This is a genomic window from Mesorhizobium sp. B2-4-3 (genome assembly GCF_006442815.1).
Taxonomy (GTDB): Bacteria; Pseudomonadota; Alphaproteobacteria; order Rhizobiales; family Rhizobiaceae; genus Mesorhizobium.
In genome coordinates, this window is sequence record NZ_VFVL01000003.1 from 14,700 (window position 1) to 32,499 (window position 17,800).

General features: G+C 64.3%; 22 protein-coding genes. 12 read left to right on the top strand and 10 right to left on the bottom strand.

From position 1 onward, the window contains the following. Positions 1-161 precede the first annotated feature (161 nt). The 4 genes from FJ956_RS04135 to FJ956_RS04150 all read left to right on the top strand — a co-directional run bounded on the left by FJ956_RS04135 (position 162) and on the right by FJ956_RS04150 (position 3,704). Positions 162-1,067 (top strand): ribokinase, encoded by a 906-nt coding sequence (locus FJ956_RS04135; protein WP_140674174.1) that lies wholly within the window; start codon positions 162-164, stop codon positions 1,065-1,067. After that, a complete protein-coding gene (locus tag FJ956_RS04140) occupies positions 1,067-2,524 on the top strand; it encodes an amidase (protein WP_181170115.1) in 1,458 nt (485 codons plus the stop codon). Before FJ956_RS04135 ends, FJ956_RS04140 begins: the two co-directional genes overlap by 1 nt. Positions 2,525-2,617: 93 nt before the next feature. After that, complete coding sequence (locus FJ956_RS04145) at positions 2,618-3,232, top strand: LysE family translocator (RefSeq protein WP_140674172.1); 615 nt, start codon at positions 2,618-2,620, stop codon at positions 3,230-3,232. 76 nt (positions 3,233-3,308) lie between these two features. Next, complete coding sequence (locus tag FJ956_RS04150) at positions 3,309-3,704, top strand: hypothetical protein (protein WP_140674170.1); 396 nt, start codon at positions 3,309-3,311, stop codon at positions 3,702-3,704. 10 nt (positions 3,705-3,714) lie between these two features. On the opposite strand, the gene FJ956_RS04155 is transcribed toward FJ956_RS04150, so the two are convergent. Next, the gene (locus tag FJ956_RS04155) at positions 3,715-4,659 is read right to left on the bottom strand and encodes a nucleoside hydrolase (RefSeq protein WP_140674168.1); all 945 of its coding nucleotides are present in this window, start codon (positions 4,657-4,659) and stop codon (positions 3,715-3,717) included. A 240-nt stretch (positions 4,660-4,899) separates the two neighbouring features. Between FJ956_RS04155 and FJ956_RS04160 the strand changes: the two genes are divergently transcribed. Both FJ956_RS04160 and FJ956_RS04165 read left to right on the top strand, forming a co-directional pair. Next, positions 4,900-5,325: an Hsp20 family protein gene (locus tag FJ956_RS04160; protein WP_140674166.1), complete on the top strand. Its 426-nt coding sequence runs from the start codon at positions 4,900-4,902 to the stop codon at positions 5,323-5,325. A 63-nt stretch (positions 5,326-5,388) separates the two neighbouring features. Next, positions 5,389-5,646 (top strand): DUF1150 family protein, encoded by a 258-nt coding sequence (locus FJ956_RS04165; protein ID WP_140658061.1) that lies wholly within the window; start codon positions 5,389-5,391, stop codon positions 5,644-5,646. Positions 5,647-5,715: 69 nt separating this feature from the next. Here the strand turns inward: FJ956_RS04165 and ptsN are convergent, their stop codons facing one another. From ptsN to lptC, 6 genes are all read right to left on the bottom strand, one after another. After that, a complete protein-coding gene (gene ptsN, locus FJ956_RS04170) occupies positions 5,716-6,180 on the bottom strand; it encodes a PTS IIA-like nitrogen regulatory protein PtsN (protein WP_140674164.1) in 465 nt (154 codons plus the stop codon). Positions 6,181-6,241: 61 nt separating this feature from the next. Further along, complete coding sequence (gene raiA / locus FJ956_RS04175; RefSeq protein WP_140644560.1) at positions 6,242-6,829, bottom strand: ribosome-associated translation inhibitor RaiA; 588 nt, start codon at positions 6,827-6,829, stop codon at positions 6,242-6,244. 278 nt (positions 6,830-7,107) lie between these two features. Beyond that, entirely contained in the window at positions 7,108-8,637 is a 1,530-nt protein-coding gene (gene rpoN, locus FJ956_RS04180) for an RNA polymerase factor sigma-54 (protein WP_140674162.1), read from the bottom strand. A gap of 177 nt (positions 8,638-8,814) precedes the next feature. Next, complete coding sequence (gene lptB, locus FJ956_RS04185) at positions 8,815-9,633, bottom strand: LPS export ABC transporter ATP-binding protein (RefSeq protein WP_140674160.1); 819 nt, start codon at positions 9,631-9,633, stop codon at positions 8,815-8,817. Further along, entirely contained in the window at positions 9,633-10,226 is a 594-nt protein-coding gene (locus tag FJ956_RS04190) for an LptA/OstA family protein (RefSeq protein ID WP_140674158.1), read from the bottom strand. The genes lptB and FJ956_RS04190 overlap by 1 nt, the downstream gene beginning before the upstream one ends. Further along, positions 10,213-10,926: an LPS export ABC transporter periplasmic protein LptC gene (lptC, locus tag FJ956_RS04195; protein WP_140674156.1), complete on the bottom strand. Its 714-nt coding sequence runs from the start codon at positions 10,924-10,926 to the stop codon at positions 10,213-10,215. The genes FJ956_RS04190 and lptC overlap by 14 nt, the downstream gene beginning before the upstream one ends. A 358-nt stretch (positions 10,927-11,284) precedes the next feature. Here lptC and sppA point away from each other — a divergent pair, with 358 nt between their 5' ends. From sppA to FJ956_RS04215, 4 genes are all read left to right on the top strand, one after another. After that, the gene (gene sppA / locus FJ956_RS04200; protein WP_140674154.1) at positions 11,285-12,241 is read left to right on the top strand and encodes a signal peptide peptidase SppA; all 957 of its coding nucleotides are present in this window, start codon (positions 11,285-11,287) and stop codon (positions 12,239-12,241) included. A 78-nt stretch (positions 12,242-12,319) separates the two neighbouring features. Next, the gene (locus tag FJ956_RS04205; RefSeq protein ID WP_027165368.1) at positions 12,320-12,604 is read left to right on the top strand and encodes an integration host factor subunit beta; all 285 of its coding nucleotides are present in this window, start codon (positions 12,320-12,322) and stop codon (positions 12,602-12,604) included. A 62-nt stretch (positions 12,605-12,666) separates the two neighbouring features. Continuing rightward, positions 12,667-12,999 carry a DUF1049 domain-containing protein gene (locus FJ956_RS04210; RefSeq protein WP_140674152.1) on the top strand — a complete coding sequence of 111 codons (333 nt, stop codon included), beginning with the start codon at positions 12,667-12,669 and terminating at the stop codon, positions 12,997-12,999. A gap of 188 nt (positions 13,000-13,187) precedes the next feature. Further along, the gene (locus FJ956_RS04215) at positions 13,188-14,150 is read left to right on the top strand and encodes an ornithine cyclodeaminase family protein (protein ID WP_140674150.1); all 963 of its coding nucleotides are present in this window, start codon (positions 13,188-13,190) and stop codon (positions 14,148-14,150) included. On the opposite strand, the gene FJ956_RS04220 is transcribed toward FJ956_RS04215, so the two are convergent. The 3 genes from FJ956_RS04220 to FJ956_RS04230 all read right to left on the bottom strand — a co-directional run bounded on the left by FJ956_RS04220 (position 14,143) and on the right by FJ956_RS04230 (position 15,732). Next, positions 14,143-14,574 carry an EVE domain-containing protein gene (locus FJ956_RS04220; protein ID WP_140674148.1) on the bottom strand — a complete coding sequence of 144 codons (432 nt, stop codon included), beginning with the start codon at positions 14,572-14,574 and terminating at the stop codon, positions 14,143-14,145. The genes FJ956_RS04215 and FJ956_RS04220 overlap by 8 nt on opposite strands. After that, the gene (locus tag FJ956_RS04225; RefSeq protein WP_140674146.1) at positions 14,571-14,951 is read right to left on the bottom strand and encodes a VOC family protein; all 381 of its coding nucleotides are present in this window, start codon (positions 14,949-14,951) and stop codon (positions 14,571-14,573) included. Before FJ956_RS04225 ends, FJ956_RS04220 begins: the two co-directional genes overlap by 4 nt. Positions 14,952-15,021: 70 nt before the next feature. Beyond that, the gene (locus FJ956_RS04230; protein WP_140674143.1) at positions 15,022-15,732 is read right to left on the bottom strand and encodes a YafY family protein; all 711 of its coding nucleotides are present in this window, start codon (positions 15,730-15,732) and stop codon (positions 15,022-15,024) included. A gap of 119 nt (positions 15,733-15,851) precedes the next feature. Here FJ956_RS04230 and FJ956_RS04235 point away from each other — a divergent pair, with 119 nt between their 5' ends. Both FJ956_RS04235 and FJ956_RS04240 read left to right on the top strand, forming a co-directional pair. Continuing rightward, positions 15,852-16,934: a class I SAM-dependent rRNA methyltransferase gene (locus FJ956_RS04235; protein WP_140674140.1), complete on the top strand. Its 1,083-nt coding sequence runs from the start codon at positions 15,852-15,854 to the stop codon at positions 16,932-16,934. Then, positions 16,935-17,795: an RNA methyltransferase gene (locus FJ956_RS04240; protein WP_140674138.1), complete on the top strand. Its 861-nt coding sequence runs from the start codon at positions 16,935-16,937 to the stop codon at positions 17,793-17,795. Positions 17,796-17,800: the final 5 nt, after the last annotated feature.

Genomic DNA, 17,800 nt, shown 5'->3' on the forward strand with positions numbered 1-17,800 from the left:
CACATGATCTGGCAACCGGCGGACTTTGCGGCTAGCTTCGCGCCCAGCCCGCAATTCCTGGAAACGCTCCACGCATTTCGCCTGGACTTGCGCAAAAGCAGAGTCTTGGAGCAGGTCCGCCTTTCAGCGCAGGCTGATCCGCTTCAACGGGAGGCAGTTTTTTGATTATCGTTGTCGGTTCGATCAACCTGGACCTCATCGCCAATGTCGACCGCTTGCCGGAGCCCGGCGAGACGGTGCGCGGCTCCGGCTTCGCCACCGCGCCCGGCGGCAAGGGCGCCAACCAGGCCCTGGCCGCGGCGCGCGCCGGCGCGTCGGTGCGCATGGTGGGCGCGGTCGGCAAGGATGGTTTTGCCGCCGAGGCGCTCGCTCTTCTCAAGGCCGGCAATGTCGATCTCTCCGGTGTCGGCCAGAGCTTCGCCTCCACCGGCACGGCGCTGATCCTGGTCGGCGCCGATGGAGAGAACGTCATCGCCGTCGTGCCGGGCGCCAATGATTCGGTGGTGCCGGGCGATGTCGCCAAGGCCTTTCTCAAAAAGGGCGACGTCGTGCTCCTGCAGCATGAGATCCCGCTGCAAACGGTCGACGCCACGCTCGACGCGGCGCGCGCGGCGGGCGCCGTCAGCGTGCTCAACACCGCCCCTTTCCGTGCCGAGGCCGCCGGCTTCGTCGGCAAGGCCGACTATGCCGTCGCCAACGAAACCGAGTTCGATCTCTATGGCGAGGCGCTGGCGCTTTCGGGGCGCGACCGCCCTGCCCGCATGCGCGACTATGCCAAGAAGACGGGCCGCGCCATCGTCGTCACGCTCGGTGGCGACGGCGTGCTCGCCGCCACGCCGGACGATTTCCTCACCGTTCCGGCGCTGAAGATCACGCCGGTCGACACGGTTGGCGCGGGCGACACCTTCTGCGGTTATTTCGGCGCCGGCCTGTCGTCCGGGCTGCCGCTTCTGGAGGCGCTCACCCGCGCCGCCGCGGCCGGCTCGCTCGCCTGCCTGAAACCCGGCGCGCAGCCGGCCATTCCGGTGGCAAAGGATGTCGAGGCCGCCCTGGTGGCGGCGCGGTAATGGCCATGCGTCCCGTCACCAAGCACGCAGTGCCGCCAGCCGGCGATATCTGCCGCCTCTCCGCCGTCGAGCTTGCCGGCAAGATCAGGCAGCGCCATCTGTCGGCGCGCGAGGTGGCCGGCGCTTTCCTCGACCGCATCGAGGCGGTGAACCCGCTTGTCAACGCCGTCGTTTCGCTGCGCGAGCGCGCCGATATCCTGGCCGAGGCCGACAGGGCCGATGCTCATCTGGCCCGCGGCGGCAAGGCCGGACCGCTCTTCGGCCTGCCGATCGCCATCAAGGACCTCGTCCTCACCAAGGGGCTTAGAACCACCTTCGGCTCGCCGATCTTCGCCAATTTCATTCCCGACGTGGACGATTTCTTCGTCGAGCGCGTCCGCAAGGCCGGTGCCATCATCATCGGCAAGACCAATGTCCCGGAATTCGGGCTGGGCTCCAACACCTACAATCCGGTCTTCGGGCCGACGCTCAACGCGTTCGACCCGGCGCTGACCGCCGGCGGCTCGAGCGGCGGCGCGGCCGTGGCGCTGGCGCTCGACATGGTGCCGGTCGCCGACGGCAGCGACTTCGGCGGCTCGCTGCGCAATCCGGCAGCCTACAACAACGTCTACGGCTTCCGTCCCTCGCAGGGCCTTGTGCCTGCAGGCCCGGACCTCGATGTCTTCCATTCGCAGATGGGCGTCGAAGGGCCGATGGGCCGCAACATTCGCGACATCGCGCTGCTGCTCGACGAACAGGCCGGCTATCACCCGCACGCGCCGCTGTCATATGCCAAGGAGGGTTCGTTCCTCGACGGCTTGGGCGCGAAAGCGTCCGGCGGCCGCATCGCCTGGCTGGGCGATCTCGGCGGCCACCTGCCGACGGAACCGGGCGTGCTCGACCTTTGCGAGGCCGCGCTTGCCCGCTTCGCCGCTGCTTCCTTCCACAGCGAGGCCCTGGTCCCGGATGTCGATTTCGAGGCGCTCTGGCAGGCCTTTGTCACCTTGCGCCAGGCGAGCAGCGGCTGCGGGCTGAAGGCGCACTACGACGACCCGGTGAAACGCAAACTTCTGAAGCCCGAGGCTGTCTGGGAAGTGGAGCAGGCGAAGCGCTTGACCGCGCCGCAGGTCCATGCCGCGACAGTCCGGCGCACGTCCTGGCACAGGACGCTGCTTGCGCTGTTCGAGCGCTTCGACCTGATCGCGCTGCCGACCGCCCAGGTCTTCCCGTTCGAAGTGACCACCCACTGGCCGCGCGAGGTCGCGGGGCGGGCCATGGACAGCTATCACCGCTGGATGCAGGTCTCCGCCTTCGCCACCCTGGGCGGCTGCCCGGCGCTCAGCGTCCCGGTCGGCTTCGACGAGAAGGGCCGGCCCATGGGCATGCAGTTGATCGGCCGCCCGCGCGGCGACCTCGCTGTGCTCCAGGCCGGCGCCGCCTACGAGGCGACCCTGCCCTGGGCGGCGGGAGCTGCATGACGGGCCGCCCTGCCCGACCAGCTTGCGCCGGCGTCAATCCCGTGCATTGATCGCGCTCCGCCCAAGTCGGCGCTGTCCTGTTCGAGGAAAATCATGTCGCTGGAACTCTACGCCACCTATGTCGTCGCCTGCATCGTCATCATCCTGGTGCCGGGACCCACGGTCACGCTGATCATCGCCAACAGCATCCGCCACGGCTCGCGCGCGGGCTTGGCCAATGTGGCCGGCACCCAGGCCGGCCTTGCCATCACGATCGCCATCGTCGGCATCGGCCTCAACACGCTGATCGCCGGCATGGGCCACTGGTTCGAATGGGTGCGGCTGATCGGCGCCGCCTATCTCATCTGGATGGGCGTGCAGATGTTCCGCGCCAAAGGCACGCTGAACCCCGACGGCTCGGCCAAAAAGCCGCGCGGCGGCTTCTTCCTGCAAGGGTTCGTGGTGGCGATTTCCAATCCCAAGACGCTGGTGTTCTTCGGCGCTTTCTTCCCGCAGTTCATTTCACCGCAGGGCAATTACACGCTGCAGATCGTCGTCATGGGCCTGACCGCGATGATCTTCGCCGCCATGTCGGACTCGACCTACGCGCTTGCCGCCGGGCGGGCCGGCCGAATGCTGTCGGCCAGCCGCGTCAGGCTGATGTCGAGGATCAGCGGCAGCTTCCTGGTCGGGGGCGGGCTATGGCTGGCGTTCTCGAAGGCGAAATGAGCGACCGGGCCGCCGTCCGCACAATTATTTTTGCAAGCATATTGAAGAGTTGTGGGTACCACCACAACTCTTAGTCGTGAACAAGTCAAACGTTTCCTTCCGGAATCGCTTGGTTATTTGGCGATACGAGTACAGCGGCGCCGTCCTCGGCGTCGCTTTCTTTTGCGCCTTGGCGCTTGCGGTTGGGGCCTCCCTCTTAAGGCTGCAGAACGATCCTGTCGTTGCAACGCAACGTGTGACGGGCCTAGTTGAGCATGTCAGCTTGGCACCTATTAATCCCAAAGCCGCAGTTGGTCGCGGGATCTACTATATCTACGACGTCCGTCTTCAAGACGACAATGCGCTGGTCTTGGTCGATGGCGATGTGGGGACTCCTCACTCTGTCGGCTCGGTCATCCCCATCGAGCGGCAGCATCACAAGCACGGCGCCGACACCTATCGATTGTTTAACGGGTTGCCGTCCGCCTTGTGATCCTTGACGGTCAGTTGAGCCGTCCCAGCCGCTCCACCAGCAGCGCGAAGAAGCCGTCATGGTCGATGTCGTGCATCACGGTGGCGTTCTTTTTCCGCTTGGTGACACCCCACCAGTCGATCACCGTCATGCCCATGGTGAGCTCCGACGCGGTCTCGACGCTGACATTGCAGTGGCGGCCCTTGAACAGCTCGGGCTTGATCAGATAGGCGATCACGCACGGATCGTGCAGCGGCCCGCCATCGGTGCCGTATTTTTCCTCGTCGTAGCGCTCGAAAAACTCCAGCATCTCGGCGGTCGCGGTGCCGACCTTGGTGCCGAGCTGGCGGAAAGCCTGTATGCGCTTGGATGTGGTCAGCGCCTTGTGGGTGACGTCGAGCGGCATCATCACGATGGGAATGCCCGATTTGAACACCAGATCGGCGGCCTGCGGGTCGACATAGATGTTGAATTCGGCGGCCGGCGTGACATTGCCGCCCTCGAAGAAGCCGCCGCCCATCAGGACGATTTCCTTGATGCGGGGCGCGATCCTCGGCTCGCGGATCAGCGCCAGCGCGATGTTGGTGAGCGGTCCGAGCGGGCAGAGCGTGATCGTGCCGCTTTCCTCGCGCATCAGCGTCTCGACGATGAAATCGACGGCGTATTGTTCCTGCAATGGCATGGTCGGCTCGGGCAATTGCGGGCCGTTCAGGCCTGTCTTGCCGTGCACCTCCTCTGCGGTGACGAGCTGGCGCGCCAGCGGGCGTATGGCGCCGGCATAGACCTTGACGTCCGGCCTGCCGGCCAGCTCGCAGATCTTGCGGGCGTTGTTCTGGGTCAGATTCAGCGGCACGTTGCCGGCAACCGCGGTGATGCCGACGATCTCCAGCTCGGAGCTGCCGAGCGCCAGCAATATGGCGACGGCATCGTCCTGGCCGGGATCCGTGTCGATGATGATCTTTCTGGACTGGGGCATTTCATTTCCTTTTGGGGAGTCTTTTTGGGCGGGTTTTAGAGCATGATCCCGAAAGTGGGATCCGGTTTCGGACAGGATCATGCTCCAACGAAGAGGCCAAATCAGGATGACGGTTCGACGAAACGCCATCCTGATTTGGCGGCTTGAACTTGATCGCGCGACGGACCATATCAAGACCATCGGGAAAAATGCCATCCGGGTTTTTCCAGTTTGTGTCGCTCCTTAGAGGACAGTGTAACAATGTCTCGAATGACGCCTTTCTCCAGCCCGCTTCTTCTGGGTTTCGATGCTATGGAAAAGACGCTTGAGCGTCTGGCGAAGTCCGGTGACAGCTATCCACCGTACAATATCGAGCGCCTCAGCGCCGACGACGGCAAGGCCGAAAGGCTGCGCATCACGCTGGCCGTTGCCGGTTTCGCCGAGAGCGACCTCGATGTCACCACGGAGGAAAACCAGCTGATCGTGCGCGGACGTCAGACTGACGATACCGAGCGCGAATTCCTCCACCGCGGCATCGCCGCGCGCCAGTTCCAGCGCTGTTTCGTGCTGGCCGACGGCATGCGGGTGATCGCGGCGGAACTGAAGAACGGCCTGTTGTCGGTCGATCTGGACCGGCCGGAGTCCGAGCGGCTTGTACGGAAAATAAACATATCGGTGAAAGACTGATCTTCGCCGATGGCTCTATGCGAGGCGGCCAATCCTGGCGTCCTCGCGCCAAGGAGGCTTGAAATGACCAGAACTGACGAAACGACCACCATGACGAGCGGCGAACTCGCCCATCTCGGCGAAGGTTCGGTCGCCTATCTCAGGAAAGTGTCGAGCGACGACCTGCGCGGCCGCTTCCCCGGCCTCGACGAAATCGCGCCCGGCATGGAGCTGTGGGCGCTGTTTGCCGCCAACGGCCAGCCGATCCTGCTTTCCGATGCCCGTGACCGCGCGCTGGCGGGTGCGCTGGAGAACGACCTGACCACAGTCGCGATCCACTAATGCGACTCCAGGCCTTCGAAATCAAAAGGACCGGTCGCGGCGACCCCCGAAGGTTTTAATCCTAAGATTTCAGGCCGCGTGCGAGGCCTGTGTGTCCGACAGCAAGGCATGGATCGCCACCGCGTCGCGTGTCCCCCTGACCTTGGCCACGGTGTCGGCGTCGCGCAGCACGCGCGCGATGCGCGACAGCGCCTTGAGATGGTCGGCGCCGGCGCCTTCCGGAGCAAGCAGCAGGAACACCAAGTCGACCGGCTGGTCGTCGAGCGCCTCGAAATCAACCGGCGTTTCCAGTCGGGCGAAGACGCCGGCGATCCGCTTCACGCCGGCGAGCTTGCCGTGCGGAATGGCGATGCCGTTGCCGACGCCGGTCGAGCCTAGCCGCTCGCGCTGCAGGATGGTGTCGAACACCTCCCGTTCCGGAATCCCCGAAATCGCCGACGCCCTCTCCGACAGCAATTGCAGAAGCTGCTTTTTGGAATTCGCTTTCAACGCCGGCATGATCGCCGGGACGCTGATGAGATCACTGAGATCCATGCTTGAAAAATCCCTTGCTCGCCTGCCGCGCCAGTCGTCGCCCCCTCGCGCGGCTGGCTTTTTATCCCTGCGCGACTTTGGTCGTCGACGGATCGATCCAGCCGATGTTGCCATCCGGCCGGCGGTAGACGATGTTGAGATGGTCGGTTCCGGCGTTGCGGAACAGGAAGACCGGGCTGTCGCTGTTGTCGAGCTCGATGACCGCCGACGCCACCGACATGGTCCGCAGCGTCATGCTTGATTCGGCGACGATGACCGGAGCGAAGTCCTCCGGAATATCTTCCTCATCGTCGGTGAGAGGAGCCATCACGGTGTAGGCGATGTCGGTCGGCTCTTCGCCATTGCCGTTGCCCGTATTGCGCGACTTCAGCCGGCGCTTGTAGCGCCGCAGCCGTGTTTCCAGGCGGTCGGCCGCCGCCTCGAAGGCCAGCGTCGGGTCCTGGGCGTCGCCGGTCGCCTGCAGCGAAGCGCCGGAATCGAGCCGGACCATGCAGTCGGCGGAGAAACGCGACCCCGATTTGATGACCGTGACATGTCCTGAAAAACCCCGATCGAAATATTTCTCGATCGCCTCGCCGACCCGGTCGTTGATGCGCGTACGGAACGCATCGCCGATGTCCATGTGTTTTCCCGAAATGCGTAGATTCATCTGAAAACTGACCTTCCTTGCTCAGGCTTCAAACTGTTCCCGAGTTTATACCCGTGGTGCGCGCGCACAAGCTTCGCAGCGGCATGCGCGCCGATTTTAGACCCGAACTTTCCGGTTGATCACAAGTCGCCTTCTTGGCCGTCCGTGGCCGTGTCTGACGGACCCATTCGCAAGCTGGCATTACCGCCCTGCTCATGCGGGCGGGCTTCTAGCCACTTCATTGCAGCTTGTCAATCAAGCTTGGGAATTGTGGAGAACTGTCGAGATTCGGGGGCGGCCTAGCGGCCGGCGTTCGCCAGCGCTCGCTTCTCCCGCCGCCGCTGCACCGACGATGGGATGTTCATGCCTTCGCGGTATTTCGCGACGGTACGGCGCGCGATATCGACGCCGTTTTCCTTGAGCATGTCGACGATGGCGTCGTCGGAAAGCACGTCGGCGGGCTTTTCCTCGTCGATCATCTGCCTGATGCGGTCGCGCACTGCCTCGGACGAATGCGCCTCACCGCCTTCGGCCGAGGCGATCGACGCGGTGAAGAAATAGCGCAGCTCGAAGACGCCGCGCGGCGTCAGCATGTATTTGTTGGCGGTGACGCGGCTGACGGTCGATTCATGCATGCCGATGGCGTCGGCCACCGTGCGCAGGTTGAGCGGCTTGAGGTGGCGCACGCCGTGGACGAGGAAGGCATCCTGCTGCCGCACGATCTCGGACGCCACCTTGAGGATGGTCTTGGCCCGTTGGTCGAGACTGCGCGTCAGCCAGTTGGCGTTCTGCAGGCATTCGGCGAGAAAATCCTTTTCCGCCTGATCCTTGGCGTGGCTCGAAACGCGGGCGAAGTAGACATTGTCCACCAGCACGCGCGGCAGCGTGTCGGCGTTGAGCTCCACCGCCCAGCTGCCGTCATTGGCGGCGCGCACCTCGACATCGGCGACGATCGCATCGCTCGCGCCGCCCGAAAACGCCAGGCCGGGGCGCGGATCGAGCGCGCGGATCTCGGCCAGCATGTCGAGCAGATCCTCCTCGTCGACGCCGCAGATGCGTTTCAGCGTCTGGAAATCCCGCCGCGCCAGAAGCTCGAGGTTGGCTACCAGCGCCTTCATCGCCGGATCGAGCCGGTCGCGCGCAGCAAGCTGCAGCGACAGGCACTCGGCAAGGTCGCGCGCGAAAAGTCCCACCGGCTCGAAGGCCTGGCAGACGCCAAGCACACGCGCCACCGCCGCCTCATCCGCGCCGAGCCGGACCGCGATCTCATCGAATTCGGCGCGCAAATAACCAGCTTCGTCGAGCCCGTCGGCCAGCTCACCCGCGATCAGCCGCTCGCCGGGGCCGAGCGAAGCAAGCGCGATCTGCTCGCCGACATGCTCGCGCAGCGTAATGGCGGCCGCGGCCATGTCGCCGACGTCGAACCCCTCGGACGATGCTGCGCCCGCGCCGCCCCCAGCGGCCGACTTCCATTGCGCCGTAAGATCCGGCCCCAGCCTCTCGCTGGTGCCTGGATCGTCGGGAAACAGGTTCTCCAGGGAAGAATCGAGCTTTTGCGAGATCGCTTCCGAGCTCCACTCCGTCTCGCCCTCGAACCAATCGCCTTCGGTATCCTTTTCCGGCGACGCCTCGCTTTTCTGGGATAGATCGCCGGCGGCATCGTCCTGCGGTTCGGCCCGTTCCAGCAGCGGGTTGCGCTCGATCTCCTCGTCGATGAAGCGCTCGAGCTCGACATGGGTAAGCTGCAGCAGCCGGATCGACTGCATCAGCTGCGGCGTCATCACCAGCGACTGGGACTGTCTGAGCTGCAGTTTGGCTGCCAGCGCCATGGTGGGATTCAAACGCCTCGTCTACGCGTCGACTGTTTTTCGGTCGGGCATAGAAACTGGCCCGGCTTTTGCTTGTCAAGGAAAACGCTAGCAGTTGCGGCTTACCGGAGCGTTATCGAGCGCTAAAATGACCGAAAGCCACGACGCGGCCATCGAAACCGCGTCGGAACCCGCGGGTCAGAGCGTGAAGCCCTCGCCGAGATAGAGACGCCGCACATCGGCGTTGGCGACGATCTGGTCGGCGCGGCCATGCGTCAGCACCTGGCCAGCATGGATGATGTAGGCGCGGTCGATCAGGCCGAGCGTCTCGCGCACATTGTGGTCGGTGATCAAGACGCCGATGCCGCGCGCCGTCAGATGGCGAACGAGCTGCTGGATGTCGGCGACGGCGATCGGGTCGATGCCGGCGAAGGGCTCGTCGAGCAGCATATAGGCCGGCCGCGTCGCCAGCGCTCGCGCGATTTCAAGGCGACGCCGTTCGCCGCCTGACAGCGACATGGACGGCGCCTTGCGCAGATGGCTGATGTGAAACTCCTCGAGCAGCTCGTCGAGCATGCGCTCGCGTTCCTTGCGGCTCTTTTCCACCACCTCCAGCACGGCGCGAATGTTCTGCTCGACATTCAGGCCGCGAAAGATCGACGCTTCCTGCGGCAGGTAGCCGATGCCGAGGCGGGCACGCCGGTACATCGGCATCGAGGTGACATCGAAGCCGTCGATCTCGATCGAACCTTCGTCGACGGGAACAAGGCCGGTGACCATGTAGAAACAGGTGGTCTTGCCTGCGCCGTTGGGGCCGAGCAGACCGACGGCCTCACCGGCGCGCACGCCAAGCGTCACCCCGCTCACCACCTTGCGGCCCTTGTAGCTCTTGGTCAGCCCCTTGGCGATCAGGGTACCCTTGAACTTCGCCTTGTCGGTGCCGACCGTCGCCGGCGCAGCGGGTTGTGCGGCTGCCCGTCCTGGAAGACGGGCCAGCAGCGAGGTCACGCCGGCCATTAGTTGCTCGACGCTCCCTGCTGCTGCGTGTCCTGTTTCTGCGGCTTGAACATCATGATGACGCGCGGACAGCCCTCGACGTTGCCGAGGCCGCTCTTCATCTGCACGGTGAGCTTGCAGCCCTTGAGCACGTTGTCGCCCTGCGACAGCACCACTTCCTTGCCCGAAAGCACCAGCACCTGCGTCTTCATGTCGAACTTGCCGGTGTCGCCGGTGGCGATCTGGTCGTTCGATTTGATGTAGACTTTGTTCTCGACCTCGAGGTGGTCGATATTGGCCGCGCCCGTCATCGCCGATGCGCCGGCCGCGGCACTTTTGCCGGCATTGGCATCCTTGACGTAATAGACCGTCATCTTGCCGGCCTTGAGCAGGGTCGGTCCCTGATTGACGGTGACGTTGCCGCTGAATATGGCCATGCTGTCGGCCTGGCGGACCTCAAGCTTGTCGCTTTCGATCTGGATCGGCTGGTCGCCTGACAGTTTCAACCCCGGGATCTGGCTGGTCGCGCTCGATTGCGCGAACGAATGCGCGGTTGCCAAAAGCAGCAATGCGGAAGCAGCGCCCGGAAGCCATGCGGATTTACTGCGACGCATTCTGTTCTCCACCGTTTACCCCCGCTGCCTTCAGCGCAGCTGGATCTATGTTGACGCGAACCCGGTTCTCGAAGACCACGAGCCTGCCATTGTCCTCGACCGACATCGAGTCCGCGGTGATGCGCGACCCGCCGCGGCTGACGTCGACCGGATTGCTCGTCTTCATAGAGCCTTTGCCCATGTCTAGGAAGATCGATTTGAACTTCGCTACCAGGCCGTCCGTCGTCGTCACGCTGACCTCGCTGGTCAGGTCCATCGTATTGGCGTCGCGATTGTAGATACCGTGCGCGGCGTCGACCGACACGATATTGTCGGTGGCGACGGGCAGCTTGGCATTGATGCCGTCGAGGTCGATGACGGCTTGCTGCCCGACATCCTGCGTCGCCCTGGTCGCCGTCAGCGAATAGGGCAGCTTCTGCTTGGTGAAGCCATTGAGCTTCGGATTGGCCATCACCAGCTTGCCGTCGGAGAACGCCGTGCCATCGGCCTGCACCGAGACGGACAGGGGCGCCTTGAGGTAGGAGTAGACCGGAAAGGCGACGGCGATCGCGACCGCGAGCAGCGGCACGGCGAATTTCAGCACGCGGACGCGGCGCGAGTGCCGCTGCGCGCGGTCGAAGGCATCGCCACGCGTGCCGTCTTGGCTCGCGGGAGCCGATGCCTCAGCGGCATCGCTCGTTTCGTCAGATCGCGCCAACATGACTTTTCTAATGGACCTTTGCCCGCCCAAACACCGCCTATAGGTGGTATGCCGGCACCTACAAGCAAGCACAAGCGGAGGAAAACTGCAAAAATGTGACAACTGCCGCCCGCAAAATCGAGAGGAATCCGGCGAGACGGCTTGTACTTCATAGCAGATACGGACTGCTTGCGTTAATTTTTCGTGAGGCCGGCGTCAACGCCGAAGCCCGAAACCGGGCCTTTTCCGACGGGAATTGCATCAGGACAAGGAATAGAGCGTGTCACCGTTCCGTGAAGCGGTGACCGCTCCAGGAAACGGTAGCCGTGCGCCGAGGCTTGCTTTAAAAGCGTGCTTCCACCCATACATGAGGCTGACGATGGCAATGAGAGCCGACGACCTGATCGACCGCCGCCGCTTGCGCCGCAAGCTGACGTTCTGGCGCGTCGCCGCGTTTCTGGTTCTGGCGGCAGCGATTATCGCCTTCTCGGCCTGGGTCTATGACGACAATTTTACCGGCCAGGCAGTGCCTCATATCGCCAAGGTCAAGATTGAAGGCACCATCACCGAGGACGAGGAACTACTCAAAAGGCTGGAAGCTATCCGCACGTCGCCTCAGGTGAAGGGCATCATCCTGTCGATCGATTCGCCCGGAGGCACCACGGTCGGCGGAGAGTCGATCTTCGAGCAGGTGCGCAAGCTTGCCGGCGACAAGCCGGTGGTGGCCGAAGTCGGCACGCTGGCGGCATCCGCCGGCTATATGATCGCCAGCGCTGCCGACCACATCGTCGCCCGCAAGACCTCCATCGTCGGCTCTATCGGGGTGCTGATCCAGTATCCGGACGTCAGCGGCCTCATGGATAAGCTCGGCATCAAGCTTGAGGAGGTGAAATCGTCGCCGCTCAAGGCTTCGCCCTCGCCCTTCAAGCCGACCAATGACGACGAGCGCACCATGGTGCGCAAGCTGATCCTCGACAGTTACGACTGGTTCGTCGGCATCGTCGCCGACCGCCGCAAGATGACGCATGACCAGGCGCTGGCGCTGGCCGACGGTTCGATCTTCACCGGCCGCCAGGCTCTGGCCAATCATCTGGTCGACGCCGTCGGCGGCGAGCAGGAGGCAATCGACTGGCTGGCGACCAAGGGCGTCGACGCCAAGCTCAAGGTCGTCGAATGGAAAGACAAGGACCGGCGCGGCGGTTTCCTGTTTTCGCAGTCGATGGCAAAAGTGGCGGCCAAGGCGCTCGGTCTGCCGGATGCCGGCGGCGATGTCATTCACGAACTTGGCGCCGACCGCTTGTTTCTTGACGGTCTCGTTTCGGTCTGGCACCCTTGAGGTGCCGTTGGTACGAGCCAAAAAATCAATAAAAATCATTCTGATAATCGATAGCAGTGGTTTTACGGGGAACGTTCTATGATCAAATCGGAGCTTGTGCAGATCATCGCTGCACGCAACCCGCACCTTTTCCTACGCGACGTCGAAAACATCGTCGGCGCGATCTTTGATGAGATCACCGATGCGCTTGCCGAGGGCAACCGGGTCGAGTTGCGCGGTTTCGGCGCCTTTTCGGTGAAAAACCGCCCCGCCCGCACCGGCCGCAACCCGCGCACCGGCGAATCCGTCGAGGTCGAGGAAAAGTGGGTGCCGTTCTTCAAGACCGGCAAGGAGTTGCGCGAAAGGCTGAACGGCGGCAAATAGGCGCCGCGCCGGCGGGTCGAAACGGCATCTTGGCGCAAGCCGCTTCTCTATATGGAGATCTGATGTTCAATCGCTTCATCCTCGTCGTGGTCTTCGTGCCGCTGGCCATCATCCTGATCGCGCTCGCCGTCGCCAATCGCGGCTCCGTCGCCTTCACGCTCGATCCATTCCATCCCGGCAATCCCGCGCTGACCCTGAACCTGCCGCTGTTCATCTTCCTGTTCCTGGCCTTGGCCGTCGGCATGGTCGTCGGCAGCATGGCGACCTGGGTGAAGCAGGGGCGCTATCGCAAGCTCGCGCGCCAGCGCGGCCTGGAGGCGGAAAATCTGCGCCAGGCGGTGAGCCGCGCGCCCGTTGCGCCCAAGGGACCGGCGCTGCCCAGCCCGACGAGCTAATGCATGTCGCCCAGAAGTGCGCAGCGGTTCTGGGACAACGACATGCATCAACAAAGGCTTAAAGCGCGTCGCCTGAATCTGTTTCAGCGCGACGCGCTTTAGCAATTCCAGGCAAAGTGCGTAGCGGTTTTACGCCCGGAATTGCGTAGAAGATGGTCGAGCGTCATTTCGACACCACGGAGCTTTCAATGCTGACCATTTCGGCCGCGGAGATCGACCGGGCGCTGACCTTTCCGGGCCTTGTCGAGACGCTGCGCACCGCCTTCCGCGATGGTGCCGTGCAGCCAGTCCGCCACCACCATGGCGTCGAGCGGCCGGACGGCGCCGCCTCGACCTTGCTTCTGATGCCGGCCTGGACCGACTTCAACGCCGCGGGCACCTCCGCGGGAGGCCATATCGGCGTCAAGATCGTCACCGTGTCACCGGACAACAACACAAAAGGCAAGCCGTCGGTGATGGGCCTCTACCTTTTGCTCGACGGCGTCACCGGCGAGCCGCAGGCGCTGATCGACGGCCAGCGGCTGACACAGTGGCGCACGACCTGCGCCTCGGCGCTTGCCGCCTCCTATCTCGCCCGCAAGGACGCCTCGCGGCTTCTGGTGATCGGCGCCGGCGCCCTGTCGCCATTCCTTGCCAAGGCGCATTCGGCGGTCAGGCCGATCACATCCATCCGCATCTGGAACCGCACGCCGGCCAATGCCGAAAAGGTGGCCGCCGCCTTGCGCGCCGAAGGCCTTCCGGTGAGTGCAGCCGGCGATCTCGACGCCGAGCTTGCCGAGGCCGACATCGTCGCCTCCGCGACCATCTCGAACACGCCGCTGGTCAAGGGCGCGCTGCTGAAGCCGGGCGCCCATGTCGATCTCGTCGGCGGCTTCACGCCCGACATGCGCGAGGCCGATGACGACGCGATTTCCCGTGCCCGCGTCTATGTCGACACCCGCGCCGGCGCCACCAAGGAGGCGGGCGACATCGTCCAGCCGCTGGCCTCGGGCGTGCTGAAGCCGGAAGCGATCGTCGCCGACCTGCACGAGCTTGCGCGCGGCGAGAAACAGGGCCGGCAAACCGACGGCGAGATCACGCTGTTCAAGTCAGTTGGCGCGGCGCTCGAGGACCTTGCCGCCGGCATCGCCGTCTATAGGGCGCTCAAGTAGACGCCAGGTTGGCTCCCATCGCTCCGCCGATCAGCCGGAAATCATGCTCGCTGATTTCGAACAGACCGAAGCGCAGTTGGTAGCCCCAATTCGGCTTGCCGGCGGTAAAATCCAGCCTGCCGAGCAGCGGCTTGACAGCCGCTTCCTCGGCGTCACACCAGTCGACGTCGCGCCGCGCTGGCGTGAAACCGCCGCCCATGACGCCCTCATACACCTCTCCTTGCCGCACCGTGCCTATCGCGGTGAAGGATTGCAGCCCATCCTTCTCGTCGAACACGGTGCTCGGCGAGTAGTAGACGATGCCGTCGCCGGGCTTGATGCGGCGCAATGGCGCCGCTTTGCCGTGATTGACCTGCATGAAGCCATTCTTGCGGCCGATCCGCACATGCTCGGCCGACGCGACGGCAACCCAGAAAGCGCTCATCCTTGCGCTCCCTCGAACGGCCAGTAGACGCGCAGGCGGTGATTGTCCGGATCGAGGGCGACGAAGGTGCGGCCGAAATCCAAATCGGTCGGCGTTTGCAGGATGTTCAGGCCGCGTCCCGCCCAGTCCGCATGCGTCGCATCGACGGCGCCCGCATCCGACACCGCGATCACGATCTCGCCGCCGCCACCCGTTGCTGCGGCCGCCGGCTCCACCGTGTGGCGCGACCAGAGGCCAAGCTTGAAGCCTTTATCGAGCACGAACATCGCGAAGGTCGGCGAGGACTCGACGGGCTCGCATCCGAGCAGCTTGGCATAGAAAGCGCCGCTCTTTTCCGGGCTGTCGACATAGAGGATGACGAAATTCGGCGCGGTCATATCTGATCTCCAACGTTTCTGAACCTTGAGAACCATAAGCGGACCTGCTGTCAGATTCTGGCAGTAGCGATCAGCGGGAAGCGTCTTTCGCTCCATTTTGGCCTGGCAGATCGAGGGTTGCCCGCCATTCTTTGAGCATCGCTTGGCGGCGGCGCGGATAGCGCATGTCTGTCGCTGTCAGGTCGGACATCCGGTCAGCGCGGAAATGCCTGAAATCCTGACGCATCTCGCACCACGCCACCATCACCCGCACCTTGTCGAAGAAGCCGAGCGCGAACGGCCAGACCATCCGTTCGGATGCCGAACCGCCGGCGTCGCGATAGAGGAAGCCGAGCTTGCGCTCGTCGCGGATCGCCTGCCGCACGACACCAAGGTCGATCGCTTCGGCGCTCTCCACGCGCGGTCCGACAAGCAGCGTCGTCGCGTCGAGATCCTCGCGCAAATCATCCGGCAGCACCGCCGCGATCTTTGCCAGCGCATCGGCCGCGGCGGTGGCCAGCCTCTTGTCCGGCTGCTTCGCCACCCAGCGCGACCCGAGCACGATCGCCTCGATCTCCTCGTCGCTGAACATCAAAGGCGGCAGCATGAAGCCGGGCTTCAGCACATAGCCGAGCCCGGCCTCGCCTTCGATCGGCGCGCCCTGCCCCTGCAGCGTCGCAATATCGCGATAGAGCGTGCGGATCGAGACGCCCATCTCGTCCGCCAACATATGGCCGCTCACCGGCCGGCGGTAGCGGCGCAGGATCTGGACGAGGTCGAGCAGACGGGCGGAACGGGACATCTGCCGCTTAGGATAGAACCGCGAAGGCGCGGCCGGAAGCCACCGCTCGCTGCGTGCTTTGTTGCACCGAAGGGTGTTGCTGTGGCAGAAGCGGGCCGAACCGCCGGAGATGATACTTCTTGAAATCTTTTCGCGACAAACGCCGCGATGGCCACCCGCATCCCGCAAGGGCGGAACAGCCCCGCTCGCGGGATGCATTCCCGGCCGGACGTCAGCAGGCCGCACCCGCCGAGCGACGTGAAACGAGACAGGCGGACCGGCAGGACGCCAAACCGGCGCCGCGCGTGCTTGCGCGCCGCGAAGGCGTGCTGCCTGCCGAGCGCCTGCCATTGATCCTCGAAGTCGCGCCCAACGCCGATTACGCGCTGCTGGACAGCGGCGCCGGCGAAAAACTCGAGCAATACGGCCCCTACCGCATCGTGCGCCCCGAAGGCCAGGCGATCTGGCAGCGGGCCCTTCCGGTGAAGGAATGGCAGCGCGCCGACGCCATCTTCACCGGCGACACCGACGAGGAAGGCATCGGCCGCTGGCGCTTTCCGAAGGCGCCGCTTGGCGAAACCTGGCCGATGAAGCATGACGGCATCGACTATCTCGGCCGTTTCACCTCGTTTCGTCACGTCGGCGTCTTTCCGGAACAGGCTTCGCATTGGGACCATATGGCGGGGCTGATCGCGGCGGCGAAGCGACCGGTCAAGGTGCTGAACCTGTTCGGCTATACCGGTCTTGCCTCGCTGGTAGCGGCCCGCGCCGGCGCCGAGGTCACCCATGTCGATGCCTCGAAGAAAGCGATCGGCTGGGCGCGCGAGAACCAGGAAATGGCCGGCCTTGCCGACAAGCCGATCCGCTGGATCGTCGAGGACGCGGTGAAGTTCGCGGAGCGCGAGGAGCGCCGCGGCAGCCGCTACGACATCGTGCTGTTCGACCCGCCGGCCTATGGCCGCGGCCCCAAGGGCGAGGTCTGGCAATTGTTCGAGGACCTGCCGGGCCTCACCGACCTCTGCCGCTCGATCCTTACGCCGAAGCCGCTCGCCGTCGTTCTCACCGCCTATTCGATCCGCGCCTCTTTCTTCGCCATCCATGCGCTGATGCGCGATACTTTCGCCGGCATGGGCGGCACGATCGAATCCGGCGAACTGGTCATTCGCGAGAAATCGGCCGGCCGCGCGCTGTCGACCTCGCTGTTCTCGCGCTGGGTGGCTTGAATGACGGCACATGACGGCGCGCGCCCTGTCGGGCAGGTCAAGGAAGTCACCAGCCTTGCCAATCCCCTGATCAAGGACATCAAGGCGCTGGCGCTCAAGAAATTCCGCGACCAGCAGAACGCCTTCATGGCCGAGGGCCTGAAGCTGGTCATCGACGCGCTAGACCTCGGCTGGTCGATCAGGACTTTGGTCTTCGCCAAGGCCGGACGCGGCAACGCGGCCATCGAAAAGGCCGCCGCCCGGACCGTTGCCGCCGGCGGCATGGTGCTCGAAGTTTCCGAAAAGGTGCTCGCGGCCATCACCCGCCGTGAAAACCCGCAAATGGTGGTCGGCGTGTTTGCGCAGCAGACCGTGCCGCTGAAGGACGTCCGCGCCAGGGACGGCGATGTCTGGGTCGCGCTCGACCGGGTGCGCGACCCCGGCAATCTCGGCACCGTGATCCGCACCGTCGACGCCGTCGGCGCCAAGGGCGTCATCCTGGTCGGCGACACCACCGACCCGTTCTCGCTCGAGACGGTGCGCGCCACCATGGGCTCGATCTTCGCCGTGCCGGTCGCCAGGGCGACCGAGCAGGCCTTCCTTGCCTGGCGGCGCGATTTTTCCGGCCTGGTCGCAGGAACGCACCTCAAGGGCGCGGTCGACTATCGCTCCGTCGATTTCTCCAGGGGGCCGGTCTTGCTGCTGATGGGCAACGAGCAGCAGGGGCTGCCGGACAGCCTCGCCGAAAGCTGCGACCGGCTGCTCAGAATCCCCCAGGCAGGCCGGGCCGATTCGCTCAATCTGGCGGTTGCCACCGGCGTGATGTTGTTCGAGATCAGGCGCGGCGCGTTGAAGCTCGAGCCTGCCAACGACAGCCGATGAGGATT